The 13,243-nt window shown below is 61.0% G+C and carries 11 protein-coding genes; 3 read left to right on the forward strand and 8 right to left on the reverse strand.

Annotated elements, in window-relative coordinates:
- Nucleotides 1-225: 225 nt before the first annotated feature.
- From LCF60_RS09970 to LCF60_RS09980, 3 genes are all read right to left on the reverse strand, one after another.
- Nucleotides 226-717, reverse strand: a complete 492-nt coding sequence (locus LCF60_RS09970; RefSeq protein ID WP_292291507.1) for a rhodanese-like domain-containing protein — start codon at nt 715-717, stop codon at nt 226-228.
- Nucleotides 718-1,145: 428 nt separating this feature from the next.
- Complete coding sequence (locus tag LCF60_RS09975; protein ID WP_292291508.1) at nt 1,146-2,201, reverse strand: serine protease; 1,056 nt, start codon at nt 2,199-2,201, stop codon at nt 1,146-1,148.
- A gap of 20 nt (nt 2,202-2,221) precedes the next feature.
- Entirely contained in the window at nt 2,222-4,402 is a 2,181-nt protein-coding gene (locus tag LCF60_RS09980; RefSeq protein ID WP_292291509.1) for a caspase family protein, read from the reverse strand.
- An 87-nt stretch (nt 4,403-4,489) separates the two neighbouring features.
- On the opposite strand from LCF60_RS09980, the gene LCF60_RS09985 reads away from it, so the two are divergent.
- Nucleotides 4,490-6,178 carry an alpha/beta hydrolase gene (locus LCF60_RS09985; protein WP_292291510.1) on the forward strand — a complete coding sequence of 563 codons (1,689 nt, stop codon included), beginning with the start codon at nt 4,490-4,492 and terminating at the stop codon, nt 6,176-6,178.
- 23 nt (nt 6,179-6,201) lie between these two features.
- Nucleotides 6,202-9,876: a CHAT domain-containing protein gene (locus LCF60_RS09990; protein WP_292291511.1), complete on the forward strand. Its 3,675-nt coding sequence runs from the start codon at nt 6,202-6,204 to the stop codon at nt 9,874-9,876.
- On the opposite strand, the gene LCF60_RS09995 is transcribed toward LCF60_RS09990, so the two are convergent.
- Genes LCF60_RS09995 through LCF60_RS10010 form a run of 4 tightly spaced genes read right to left on the reverse strand, consistent with a single transcriptional unit; the run spans nt 9,866 to nt 12,367 of the window.
- Nucleotides 9,866-10,291, reverse strand: coding sequence for a hypothetical protein (locus tag LCF60_RS09995; RefSeq protein ID WP_292291512.1), 426 nt, complete (start codon nt 10,289-10,291; stop codon nt 9,866-9,868). The two genes, LCF60_RS09990 and LCF60_RS09995, sit on opposite strands and share 11 nt — an antisense overlap.
- A 22-nt stretch (nt 10,292-10,313) precedes the next feature.
- Nucleotides 10,314-11,042 carry a DUF4339 domain-containing protein gene (locus tag LCF60_RS10000; RefSeq protein WP_292291513.1) on the reverse strand — a complete coding sequence of 243 codons (729 nt, stop codon included), beginning with the start codon at nt 11,040-11,042 and terminating at the stop codon, nt 10,314-10,316.
- Nucleotides 11,042-11,743: a DUF4339 domain-containing protein gene (locus LCF60_RS10005; RefSeq protein ID WP_292291514.1), complete on the reverse strand. Its 702-nt coding sequence runs from the start codon at nt 11,741-11,743 to the stop codon at nt 11,042-11,044. Before LCF60_RS10005 ends, LCF60_RS10000 begins: the two co-directional genes overlap by 1 nt.
- A 9-nt stretch (nt 11,744-11,752) precedes the next feature.
- Nucleotides 11,753-12,367: a GYF domain-containing protein gene (locus LCF60_RS10010; protein WP_292291515.1), complete on the reverse strand. Its 615-nt coding sequence runs from the start codon at nt 12,365-12,367 to the stop codon at nt 11,753-11,755.
- Between the two features lie 21 nt (nt 12,368-12,388).
- On the opposite strand from LCF60_RS10010, the gene LCF60_RS10015 reads away from it, so the two are divergent.
- Nucleotides 12,389-12,655 carry a hypothetical protein gene (locus LCF60_RS10015; RefSeq protein WP_292291516.1) on the forward strand — a complete coding sequence of 89 codons (267 nt, stop codon included), beginning with the start codon at nt 12,389-12,391 and terminating at the stop codon, nt 12,653-12,655.
- Here the strand turns inward: LCF60_RS10015 and LCF60_RS10020 are convergent.
- Nucleotides 12,652-13,233: a VOC family protein gene (locus LCF60_RS10020; protein ID WP_292291562.1), complete on the reverse strand. Its 582-nt coding sequence runs from the start codon at nt 13,231-13,233 to the stop codon at nt 12,652-12,654. The two genes, LCF60_RS10015 and LCF60_RS10020, sit on opposite strands and share 4 nt — an antisense overlap.
- Nucleotides 13,234-13,243: the final 10 nt, after the last annotated feature.

Genomic DNA, 13,243 nt, shown 5'->3' on the forward strand with positions numbered 1-13,243 from the left:
CTTAATTATATGTGATTATTTGGGAATAACGTCGGTTTCCTGCTTTTCGGCAATGTTCCGAGAAAAGCTGAAACCAACTGAATTCTTTCGGACTTCCAAACGCTTGGCGAGGTGGTTTTCGAGGGCGATGCCATGCACGTCAGCCCGAGCGGCAAAGTGCTCGGACATGCGGAAATGGAACGCGTCGGACCAATGCGCCGGCAGGGCCTCTGCCGGCGCGGCGGATCAGAAACCTGTCGGGCGTAAGGGCAAGCCGGCCATCTCCCAAGCCTGAATGCCGCCGCGATACCAGTAGACATTGGTAAAACCGGCGGCCACCGCGCGCAGGGCGGCGTTATAGCTGAGCCAGCACATCGGGTCTGAGCAGTAAATCACGATGGGCATATTCCTGTTCGAGCCCGTGATCTGATTCAGCCACTGGCTGCCTTGTTGTTGAGTCCGATCGTCGAATGATCCCGGTGAGGAAAGAGGCGCTGCGACATAAGCATTGGGCAAGCCATAGCCCGAGCCCAACACATCGATAACGACCATCTGCATGCCGGAATTCATGGCCTGCAAAAGATTCGCTGTCGTGACCAGTTGCGCTCCTGGGACCGAGGTTGGCGTATGCGCGTGGAACTGATCTTGTCGAAGATGTTGCTGCGGCGGAACGCCGAAGTCACGTGTCTCGAACGCCGTTATCTGCGGGTCGATCTGCGGGCCCTGGTCGGGTGTCACGGGCGGATTAAACTCTGACTGGCCGCCATTGTTGTCCGGTGGTGGGGGCGTGGGTCTGGGTGGGGGTGGCGGAGGAGGGGGAACAAGCCCGCCGTTATTGTCGACCGGTGGGGGAGGGGGCGGCGTAACCCCCTCGTTGTTACTCGGTGGCGGAGGAGGTGGCACGACAGTGCCACCCTGGTTGTCAGTTGGAGGCGGCGGTGGCGCCAGCCCCGATCCGCCGCCTCCATTGCCTGGGCCGAACGACCCTTGGTCGACAAAACCATCGTTTGCTGCCGGTGGCGGCGGCGGTGCATCAGCCCCACCCTCCAGATCAGTGAAGCTGCCGGTTTCAAACCCTTGGCCCGTTGCAGCCAAAGGTGCCAGCGGGACAAGAGCCAGAGTGAAGGCCAGGTGTTTCAGTAAATATTGTGTCATGTCCCCAAACCTCAATTCGTACGAATGGTGTTGCCAATCCAGTCGAAGTAATTCGACACGCGCGTGTACACTCCGTACAACGATGGCAGTCCGCAGGCCGTCTGTGCACCCAAAGGCATCTTGCCCCAGCTCACGATACCGACCTGCATCCAGCCGCCGTCAGCACGCCGCACCATCAGCGGGCCGCCGCTGTCGCCATTGCAGCTGTCCTTGCCGCCCGACGGCACACCGGCGCAGATCATGTTGTCGGTCAGCGCGTCGCCTATGCTGGGCGAAATGAGCTCGAAGGCCTGAACAAGTCTGTCCTCTGGAATTTCGTGGGCGACCCCCATCGATAACAGGAAGCTGCCGATGTCGCGCCGCGTCTGTTCGGCAAATCCGTTGTTGCAGGCGTCATTCGGAACGATCTCGATTTCGACTTCCATGAGAACAGCGGGGACCGTGTTTTCCTCCATCAAGCCCCAGCCGATCGAGACTGCAGGCCCAGGTTGAAGCTGTGATCCATCCTGCAAGACCGGGATGGCGCCAACAGGACCCGAACTGCCAGAGACCGGTTCTGCCAGCTTGAGAAGCGCGATATCGTTATCGGTACGAACAGGATTGTAATCCGGGTGCGGGATCACGGCGCTGATCGGGCGAAAATCGCCTTGCCAAAGCGCGACATCTCCCGAGCGGATCAGGATTTCCTGAGGCGCCGAGACATTGCCGTCGAAATCCTCGACACAATGCGCTGCCGTCAACACCCATTGGCGCGCGATCAGCGAGCCGCCGCAGAACTGCGACAGGATCCGGCTGCGTTGATCATCGCCCACGTCCTCCGCCGTGTGCAGGCTGACCTGCCATGGCCAGGCACCCTGTTCCGCGGGACGACCGCCATAAATGCGGGTATCGGCGGCCTCTGTGACAAGCGTTCCGGCCTCCTTGGCGTCCCGCACGAAACTGCGGACGTCACCGGTGGCTGATGGCCGCAAAATGTCATCAAGTGTCGTCTGTGCGTCTGCCGACCCGCCAATAAAGGCTGTTGCCCCGGCGAGAGCAAATGCACCCCAGGAAATTTTTTTCGTCACGATGTTTTCCCCCTTGGAAATCAGTTTTGGCCAAAATTTGCGAGCGCGGCACTGCGTGGCAGGACGTCCCAGTTGTATTGTTCGACCCAGATCTTGGATATCCCGATGTTACCCATGCCCCCGCGCGTTGCGTCGCGTTCGGACAGCCCGCTCAGAAAACCACTCACGCTTTGGGCCGCACCAGAGCGCGTCGGCGTGCCCGGGGTCGCGCAATTGTCGATCGCGCCTTCAAGATTCAGCGCCTCACGGTTGTCTTCGGCCTCCGTGACGACGAAGAACATACGCTCTGCACCGGCTTTCTGGACAAAGCCGGACGCCTCGGGGCAGTCTGAGCAGACGGTCATCGGCTCCCCGATCAAAGCTGGACGCGCGATGCCCTCGATACGCTGATATTCGGCAGAAACGCAGAACTGGCTGTCTATATAGACACGGTTGACGTCACGGGCGGGGCCCTGAACGACTCCGCGCGCTTCGAAAACAAGATAATCGCACTGCTTCAGTTGCGCGCCAGTTCCAAAGTCCGGGACCGGTGCAGCAGACCCGAGAGCGGCCATGCATTCGGCAACCAGATCCGTGGGTGTGTTCTGGTTCAACTGACTTGCATCCGACGCAAGCTGCTTGACCTCGAATTCAACGGGGCTGGGGAAAAGTACGGATTGCGTCCCGGCGACGCTGCCCAGCATCTCCGCCACCTGCTCGGCTTTGACGATACGAAGAAGCAGTTGGTCCAGTGGGCCATCGCCGGGCCGCCAAGCCAGACCGACTGGACTGTCACCGATTGCAAGCCTTGCGCCGAACCAAAGAGCGTCATCCATGACGGCGCTCAGAACCGAGGAATCCGGTTCGAGGACAATATTCGTAGCTTGGTCTGCATTCGAAGTCGCCACAGCTGTGGTCAAAGCGGCATAGAGCGGGTGATCGGCCGGCAACACTTCGCCGGTTTCAAGATCCTGCGGCGGAGCGATCCGGATGCGATCATCGAGCGGCTGGGCCACAATGCGCGCAAACCTCGCATTTGCCGGCGTCGGACCGAGTTCGTCACAGGCCTTGGCAACACTGGCAACGCAACTTCCATTCACGGCCACAAACGTCGCGGATTGCGCACCGGTCTGGCGAAGCTGTGCGTAACCAAGAATATCATCTGCCGCAGCGGCGGCATCGGCCACAAGCGCCACGACCGTGTTATCGCGCAGGCCTTGAAGCTTGCCCGCGCGGATGCGCGCGCCGTCCACCGCAAATTGTCTAACGCCGATCACGTCACCGCCGCCAAATACCGGAGCGTCAATCAGATTGCCTTCCCAGAGCGGGGTCTGGAGCCGCGCGGCACCGGGAATGGCGCTGTCGTCGAGATCGCCGAGAAGTGCCTGAAAAAGCTGACGATAGCTTTGGTTTGCCCCCGTCTGAAGGCGGGCAGCAAGGCGCGAGGAAAAAAGGCCGTACCAGCTGTCGGGGTCTGCCTCGTCGATCTGGATTTCCCGTGCGACCTCCGACGATTGCGCAGCGTAGAAAGCGAGGTATTTGCCCGGTAGATTTTCGTCGCCGGCGGCATCGATTAGGGGTGATGCCACGGCAGTGGTGGCTGCTGGCAGGCTCACTCCCAGGGCAGCCGGGTCAACGAACCGCGTAGCGATCCGAGGCGAGCCCGCACGAAGACCCGAACCAGAGTGGCAGCTGTCCAGCACGAACCAGACATCGACGCCCTTGGTCCGCATCGCCAACACCCGCTCACCAAACTCTTCATCGACAATTGCGTTGGGAATAACCGTCGTGCCGGGCTCCGCTCGGGCCGTATCCCTCGGAAGGAACACTTCATCCATGCCGTCGGATTCGTCGCCGTTCAGGTCGCCCTGCTGGGTGCCATGACCGGAGAAATGGAGATAGACGAAATCACCCGGTTCCGATCTCTCCACAACGTCATCAAGCGCCGCCAGAATGTTCTCACGGGACGGGTCGATGCCGCCATCCACACCATCGGCCAGAATGCGGATGTCGAAGTCGCCGCGCGTCTCGAACACATCGCGCAGCAGCCGGACATCGTTTGCAGGTCCACGCAGATCCGAGAGGCCAATTCGTTCATCGTAGTCAGAAACGCCCACGAGGACAGCATAGGACGCAGCCATCGCAACAGGCGGAGCGGAAAAGAGGACCGTCAGAAAAAATAATACAAAGCGAAATTCTTTAGGCAAAAGAACATCCCCCAAAGCTTGGATGAAAGCCTACAGGAACTTGCTTCTGTGTCTAGTTGGCTGTTCAATACTTCCAAATCGTTTTTCTGGGAGTAGGCACGCATGCGGCTGCTCAAGGTCATTGTTTTGTGTATTGCCTGGGCCACTCCCGGCGCGTTGCCGGCGCAGGGCGAATTGAGCACGGCGCTTTTGACCGGGGAATTCGAAGCGGACGATCTGGATGCTCTGATCAGCGAGAATGCGAACGAACCGAAGATCGCTTTCGACCTCTTGGCACTCAAGGCGGAAAATTTGGCATCCGAAGGCGCTTTCGCCCTGGCAGCCGAGACCATGCTGACCATGGCGGCCTACGCGCAGCGCTTTCCAGAGCGGCTGGATGCGGATGTCCCATCGCTATACTGGGACGCTGCGGACCTTTATCTCCAGGGACAGGAACTCGAAAACGCGCGCCAGGCGTACTACGCGGCGCTTGACGCCTTGCGCGAACGGGCCCCCGGACCTGAATTGCTTTCGGCCTTGCTTCGGGACATCGCTAACGTGGAAGAGTCCTTGGGCGACACCGCAACCGCAGAGGCCCTGCGACGGCAGGCGGCAAACGCCCCCGAACCGGCAGATGCGCCGCCCGCGACGCGCAGCAACGACCCCGGCTTTGTCACCGTCGAAGTTCATTACGCCACCGACCGGGCGCGGACCGGCAGTGATCGCCCGGCGCGGTTTTACGGCGCAGACCGCGGGACCGGGCTGGAGTTGGGCATCGCCGAGGTCACGATCCCCCGCAACCATGTGCCCGGCACCATCGCGGCGCCCTCGATCTTCAAGCTTGAATTCGCCGAGGATCCTGCCCGGCATGTGGTGGTTCAGTCGATCACACCGCTGGAGTCACAAGCCTTTTTCGCCTCGATACGCGAGGGACTGACAGAGCGGTCTGCGGACGATCTGTTTGTCTTTGTCCACGGCTATAACGTCACGTTCGACGGGGCCGCCAAGCGCGCGGCGCAATTGGCCTATGACATGGATTTCAAAGGACTCCCGGTGCTCTATTCCTGGCCATCCAAGGGTGCGACAGTGGGCTATATCGCCGACAGCGCTGTCGTCCGCTTGAGCGGGCGGCGCCTGATGCTGTTTCTCGAAGACCTCGTCGCGCAATCGGACGCAAGGACGATCCACATCATTGCGCATTCCATGGGCAACCGCGCCTTGACGGATGCGCTGGAATTAATCGCGTTGCGCAATGCGCCGATAGAAGCGCCGCTTTTCGATCAGGTCATTTTTGCCGCACCCGATGTAGACCAAGGCCTGTTTGCGCATGTTCTGCCGACACTCCGGCCCTTGGCCGAGAGGCTCACGCTCTACGCATCGAACAAGGATTGGGCGCTGGTGGCGTCGCGCAAGCTGCATGGCAACGCGCCGCGCGCCGGGCAAGGCGGCGAAGACCTGATCGAGATCCCAGTGCTAGACACGATCGACATGAGCGAACTGGGCGAAGACATGCTTGCGCACAGCTATGTCGCCAACGATCAATCGGCGATCCTCGATATCGCAACGCTGTTCTGGCGCAATCCGGGACCGAACCAGCGCTGCGGAATGCAAGCCAACCCGGTGTTGGAGCGGGTCTGGCAATATGTGCGTGCCGAATGCGCCGGTCAAAGCATGCTCAACATTGTCGGCCATCTGCGAAACTCGGGAGCGCTGTCGAAACAGCAGGTCCAATCTGTACTGACCCGCGATTTCGCAGGAGAGCCGGGGGTCGCCGCATTCGAAAACATTCTTCTGGAGGCGGCAGCCGACTGATTTTATGCAGCCGCGAGGGCACCATGAAAAATTTGATTTTTTTGATCTTTTTCCTGTTTCCGTCGCTCCTATGGGCCGATCTTGATGAAGCTGTCTCGGCCTACAACAATGACGATTTCGATCGCGCCATTGCGCTGGCCGAGGATGCACTCGACTCGGATCTGGCGACCGGTGACACGATCCTCGCCCATGAACTGATCGCGCTTTCGGCGTATTACCAAGGGCGGCGCGGAACGGCTATCCTGGCCGAAATGCAGGCGTTGGACTCCGACCTCGAGGAGCTCTACGGGCGCGACGGGATCGCGCGACTGGACATTCTTTACGCTATCTCCGACCTCCAGGTCTCACTGGGCGACCTGGAAGCGGCGACCGAGACGAATGTGAAGATCGCACGGATCGCTCTCGCATCGCCGAAGGGCCAAGAGGACGCGCTGACCGCGCTCAGGAACACCGCCATCGTGTTCGAAGAAGCGGAACCACGCGAGGCCCTTTATTATGCGGCGTTGTTCGAATTCCACGCAATGGAGCTGCCGGAGATAGCCGATCCATGGGCGGTCGAAGCGACGGGAATGATGGCGCTGGCGCTTTTTCGAAACGGGCAAGAGGCCCGCGCAGCGCAGAGGTTCCTGCAATACACATTCGAGGACTGGGAATCCTTTGCCAGCATCGGCCCCGACGAGGAAGCGCTGGTGGACATGCTTTTTGACGCCTTCAACACGATGAATGTCCCTGACGAGGCGGCATGGCTGGCCATGATCGAGGCCGAAAACGCCCGTGTCGTCGAGGCGGATGCGCTCTTTTCGGAAGCATGGGATCTTCTTGCTTCGGGGCAACATCCGCTTGAACCGGAATTTCTGGACGTGTTCGACGCTTATCTCGCGTTAGCGTCGCCCGAGGACCCGCTCGCGGCGATCTACGCGACAATGGTGATGCGGAATTATCTCGATATCGGGGATTTTGACCGTGCGCGGCCATACCTGTCGCTGATCCTGTCCTATCCCGCGCCATTCATTGCTATTCTGGACCTGCCCATCGGATACAGCGCCGGGATAGTGGCGATGCAGGGCGGCGTCGAGGACGCGCTGTTCGCCGCGCTGGTGAGCAAGGCGCTGGACGTAGACTCCATCGTCCCGAGCGACGACCCGGAGCTTCTCTTCGATCTCTCTTTTTCGCTGGGAGGAATGCATGCGCGGCTCGGGCGCATGGAAGCCGCGTACGCGTCCTATTCTGCTGCGATTGACCTGGCGGATGAGCGCGGGCTCGGAGAGTACCATTACCTTGGCGCGGCGCTTCAGGGGGCTGCGTTGGCCTTGAGAGACCTCGGACGGTATGACGAAGCGCTGGCCGCCCTTGAGGACTTCCGCGCTTTTGGAGAGCGCACCGGCGACAGTGAAGCCGTGGTCTCTGCGATGGGCACGATTGCCTGGATCGCGCAGGCCACCGGAGATGAAGCCAAGGCGCTTTCCTTGGCCCGCCAACGCTTGAAGTTCGAGCAAGACCGCGCCGAGCCGGACGCGTCTGCCGTACAGTTGGCACTCTTCAACCTGGCGGCACTGATGTTGGAGCAATCCGACAGCATCAGCGACGACCTCGTTGAAGTCTTGACCGCAGCCCTTTCGGGCCCGGCCCTCGGCGATCTTGCCCAAGAGACACGGGAAAGCCTTTTGACCGTGGTGGCCGAGCGGCTCGATGCGACGCCCGACATCATACGAACACATCCAGCCTTCCAGGGCGCAGACGCTGCTCAGCGTGCCGGGTTGGTCACAATCCTGGGCGAGGCAGCGATAAGCCGCGGCGACCCGGTTGCTGCCAAGGACTGGGTAGATTTCGGGACGGGACTCACCGCCGAGGGATCGCAAGAGGCAATGCGGCTGGCTGAAGTTTCAGGGCGCGTTTCTCTGGCCGAAGGGGATATGGCAAACGCTCTTCGCCGGTTCCGAATGCTTTCGGATCACCGCTTGCGCCCCGCCGTGCGCACGCAGGACGGGGCAACGGATCATGTTCCCTATCACCTGGCCGCCGCCTTTGGGCTGAGCAGTGACCCAGCTTCCGGAGCGGATCTGCGGTTTCACAACGAGATGTTCGTGGTCGCGCAACTGTCGAATACGACAACGGCCGGCGATGCGCTCAACGCCGCGCTGGCTTGGGGCTGGGCCGACAATGCAGTCGCCGCCATGTTGCGTAAACGGGATCTTGTCGCGCGCGAGATCACACAGGTTGACGCAGCTGTTTCGCGTGCGCGGTATGACGGAAAGTCCCCCGACCGCATCCTCGCACGGCAGGAAGAGCTTGCCCGGGAACACCAGGCTCTCTCTGTCGAAATTGCGCAGCGGGCACCGGAATTTAACCGCATCGCCGGTGCCAATCCGTTTTCAGCGGCAGAGGTGTCGGCGCGGTTACGTGACGACGAGGTGCTTGTGCAGTTCGTGACAAGCGACGCGATGCTCGCCGATGGAAGCCTGGCCTCGTACCTCATCGCCCTGAGCAATGAGAGCATTCTGGTGGCTGAAATTCCGGCAAGATCGGTGCTGACGGGTCTCGCACGGGACCTGAGGTGTTCGGCAGCATTGACCGATCCCAATTGCGCAGAGGCAGGCAGCGCCGGAACGCGCGGGAGTTTTTCGCTTCAGCTGTTGCCAGAGACCTCGGGCCCGTCCTTTGACACGGAGGCGGCCTATCTGGCCTATCAGCTGTTGATCGAACCAATGGCCGATCTTCTGAAGGGCCGCGACCGATTGATCGTCGTGCCCGATCAGACACTCCTGTCGCTTCCGTTTCACCTGACATTGCAGAATCCGCATGCGCCCGGTCAGTCCCTTGGCAGGGCCAACTGGCTGATCCGCGACGTCTCGGTTGAAATCGCACCAAGCGTCCGGAGTTTCGTGGCTTTGCGCGATGATGCCCGCAAGGACGCACGGCAGAGCCGTTTCTTCGGCGTCGGCGACCCATTGATCGGAACCCAAAGGGACGGCCCGGTGCCCTTCGATTGCGGCGGAGCGGCGGAACTCGTTCTTGCTTCTGCAGCGCCATCCGAATTGCAACGCAGCAGCGGAGCGGCCCGCGTTGGTCTGATCGCCGATATGGCGGCGTTGCCTGATGCGCGGTGCGAGTTGCAGGAGATCGCGGCACGGTTCGAAGACAGCGTCGTCCTTTTGCACGGCGACGCCACGGAAACGGAAGTAAAACGCCTGAGCGCGACGGGGGAATTGCGCGATTTCGCCGTCCTGAGCTTTGCAACCCACGGGTTGGTCGCCGGCGAGATCGGCGTGAATGATTCCGGGCTGGTCCTTACGCCACCCCGCCTTCCAACGGCACAGGATGACGGCATCCTGACCACCGCGGAAATCGCCGGGCTGGACCTGGACGCCGATTTCGTCGTCCTGTCTGCCTGCAACACGGCCTCGGGCGACAGCCAGAGCGACGAGGGGCTTTCGGGCATGGCAAGCGCCTTCTTTTCGGCCGGTGCCGAGAGCCTTCTGGTGTCGCATTGGCCTGTCTACAGCGATGCGGCTGTGGCGCTTACGACCGGGACTGTCGATATCCTGCGGCGCGCGCCCGGCACGCCACGCGCCGAAGCGTTGCGGCAATCCATGCTGGCTGTTCTGGACGATCCCGCGTCGGACCCTCGCCAACTTCATCCCGCCTATTGGGGGGCGTTCATGATTGTCGGCGACGGGCTGGGCGCGGCTAGCCCGTAGGCAGGTTGTAGAACAACAGAAACAAGACCAGCAGCCATGCAATGGTCATGACCAGCGTCCACAACCCGGTTTTCATTCCGAGCCGTTGCGCCCGGAACCAATCATCGACGGCACCCAGTTTGTCAGGGAACCGCGACAGGTCTCGAAGGGCGCTTTGCATGGCACCGTAGCCGTCGCGCAGGGCAAAGAAGAAGACAAGCAGATTGACGGAATAGAAGGCGAAGACGACAATTCGCTGAAGCAATAGGAACTCTTCAGCCTCGCCGAAGAAGACAAGCACGCCGACCATCGCCGCGTGGAGGTAGATGATCCGGAACCACGTCATCTCGACCCGTCCGAGTTGCGCGTTATAGAACTGGACCAGCTCGGGATAGGTCATGTTGGACACCCGTGCGGGCTCTTCTGTCTCGGTCATGGACGGGTCTTTTGGGTTGCAGTCATGAGGATTGCCGACGGAAGTTTTCGCCCTTTTTGGAAAGCAAGTGATCGGGTCCAATGACCGTGAATTCGATCTTGTCGTCGATCGCTTTCGGCTTTTCTGGCTTGTCATTGGTCGTGATCTTGTTGGTGCCGATCAGGACAAGGTCGAAACGTGTGGCGTCGACCGGCTCAACCCAGTATTTGCCCGAGCCCGACATCGTGTACGTTACCGTGTTGTCAACCAGCTGCATGGGCGGGCGCACGGGAACCTGGCCTGGCTGGAGCGGGGGTGTGGGAACAGGCCGGAAGAATCTGTTGACCCACTGGGCATAGGCTTTGGACGTGTAGGTCTTATCGTTGTTGATCTGCATCTGAGCCCATCCAGGGATGAGGCTGCCGCCGCTTTGCGTTTCATCCCCCGCGATCAGCATTGCATCATTGATGATCCACCTGCCCAGGATCAGCGCTTCGAAATCCAAGGGCGTTTGCGCGGGCAACGACGCGATCAGCGCGGCCAGCGCCGGCACGTCGGTCGCCATCGCCCAATCCGCCATGCCCTGGTGCCAGACAAGCGTTCGGGCGGCCTCGGCCTGCGATTTGATGCGCTTGCGGATTTCCTGCTCGCTGAACGGGCCGGTGGCGAGGTCGCCGTCAGCGATATACACGCGCACATCCGATGCAAACGCCCGGCTGGGGACAAGCAGCGCCAGCCCACCCGCCGTGACCGCGCGACGGTCGAGCCGCATCAGTTCGCCTCGGGCACTCGGATGATGTCGATATTCTCGACGGTCTTGAACCCGTTGGGCCCCGTGGGTTTGAACGACAGCGTGTCGGTGTCCTGACCGCTGACAGTGATCTCGGTCCCGATCACGGTGCTGTAGGTGATGTTGCGCTCGAAATTGAAGTTGCCCTCGGCCGACTGAGACACGGCCCACGTGCCCTTCTCGTGATCAACGCGCATCGGGCGCTGGGGATCGTCCTTGTCCCACAGGATCGTCGCGCCTTCGAAACGCCCGTCCGGCAGAACCTTCATCTGGATGACGGCATCATAGGGCACATCGTTCTGGGTCCATTTGAACGCCTCGCTGATCCAGACGCCCAGCATGTAGGACTGGATATCCGTGACCCTGAACTGCTCGGGCGGCACGTCGGCCTGCCCGATCGCGGCAATGATGCCCTGCAATTGCGGGACGGTCGACGCAAGCTGCCAGGCCGACATGCCCGGCATCCACACGAGCGTCGAGAGAGCCGCCTGTGCGCTTCCCAGGTGGGCTTGGAAGCCGGCCGCATCCAGCGGCCCGATTTGCTGGCCGTCTTGGGTTATGTAAATCTGCATCGGGGGCGGGGAAAGCGCGGTATTGCGCGTGTCCCGGTCAAGGGTTCGTTGTCCCTCTTGGGCAAACGCGGGGGCGGACATCAGGATCAATATGGCGATGATACGGAACATGGCGACCTCCTAGTTTCCGATCCGGTAGCGGCGATGACCGTCCGGGCTGGCCACCGTGTTGCGATCGACCACCGTGAGCAGGATGGAATCGCTGGCAGTCTCGACCGTGGGCGGGCCGACGCGTGACGTACCTGTAATCGTGAGGGTCAAAGACAGGATATAGCTGTTCTCGGTTTTGGCCTGTACCTTCCAGGTGCCAGTCGACGACAGGTTCATGACGAAGGTTCCATAGGTCTGCTGGCTGCTGATCGAGCCGAACCCGGATACCGTACCGTCAGCCCGAAAGGTCATGTTCTCGGAGAACTGCGCCTGGCTACCGTCCGGCAGAGGGCCGGACCCGGTGCTTTCCCATGTGCCGACCTGAAAGCCTTGGGCATCGAAGGTCGCGGGCGGTGGTGCCGTAGCCAGAAGCGGTGCCACCGTAGGCACCGTGGCGGCGGCGGCCCAGTCCGTCATCCCTTCGATCCAGACCAGGGTCGTCCGGTTCAACTGGCCCGAGGCAATCTTGGCCTCCAGTTGCGCTTTGTTGAAGGGGCCATCGACCGTCCCGTTGGAGGTGATGAAGACCTTCATCTCGCGTTCGGTGATGGGGGGTGGGGGCGGCGGCGGCGTGGCCCCGGTCATCGGCGGAGGCGCGGGAGGCACGTGGCTTTCGGCCTGCGCGCCGCCATTCTGGATGATAAGATTAGCAAGAGCAGCAAATGCAAATATTTTAATAAAACGTATAGCGCCCATCGTAAAAACCTCCTGAGCCTGCAAAACTCTACGAAGGCGCGCGAAAAATTTCAACAACTCGTTGGAATGGCGGTGCTTGCCAGCTGCCATCATCCCGAACGTGCACATCGGGCGACCGCCCGGCTTATTCGGGCCATGGGGGTCGTCAGATCCCCCGACCTGGGATCAAACGACTAGTAGGGGTTGCGTGCGTCCCGGTCGTTGGAAAGCGAGTTCTGGCGGCGCTGCACGAGCAGTTCGATGGCGTCCGCCAGGTGTTCACGATCAATATGATGATCGCCCCTGGAGACGCGGACCCTGTGGGCCTCGATCATGACGTCGGCGTGGCGGCACCCTTCGGGCGGTTCGAAGCGGTAGGAGGCGAGTTCCAGCCGCAACCCCAGCGGGTCGCGAAAGTAGATGGAATCCATGAAGCCCCGGTCGACGGGACCAGAATGCTTGACACCGCGCGCATCCAGCCGCGCCGCGACCTGCCAGAAGGTTGCCTGACTGACATTGAGCGCAAGGTGATGAAGAGAACCGGTCGCTTCAGGGACAGGCTCGGCGTCCGGTTCCCGGCTTTCGTTGGTGAAGATGGTGATCAGCCGCCCGTCTCCCGGATCGAAGTAGAGATGGCCTTCGTTCGGGTCGTCGAGATTCGGCTGATCGAAGATGAACGGCATCCCCAGAACGCCTTCCCAGAAGTCGATCGTCGTTTTCCGGTCGGCACCGATGATTGTGATGTGATGCACGCCTTGCGTCTGGATCTTCCTGATTTCGTTCGCG

Source organism: Marivita sp. (assembly GCF_020055635.1).
Classification (GTDB): domain Bacteria; phylum Pseudomonadota; class Alphaproteobacteria; order Rhodobacterales; family Rhodobacteraceae; genus Marivita.

Coding starts and splice junctions, on each gene's coding strand:
- LCF60_RS09985 (WP_292291510.1), top strand. CDS start 4,490: ATGCGGCTGCTCAAGGTCATTGTTTTGTGTATTGCCTGGGCCACTCCC.
- LCF60_RS09990 (WP_292291511.1), top strand. CDS start 6,202: ATGAAAAATTTGATTTTTTTGATCTTTTTCCTGTTTCCGTCGCTCCTA.
- LCF60_RS09995 (WP_292291512.1), bottom strand. CDS start 10,291: ATGACCGAGACAGAAGAGCCCGCACGGGTGTCCAACATGACCTATCCC.
- LCF60_RS10000 (WP_292291513.1), bottom strand. CDS start 11,042: ATGCGGCTCGACCGTCGCGCGGTCACGGCGGGTGGGCTGGCGCTGCTT.
- LCF60_RS10005 (WP_292291514.1), bottom strand. CDS start 11,743: ATGTTCCGTATCATCGCCATATTGATCCTGATGTCCGCCCCCGCGTTT.
- LCF60_RS10010 (WP_292291515.1), bottom strand. CDS start 12,367: ATGACCGGGGCCACGCCGCCGCCGCCCCCACCCCCCATCACCGAACGC.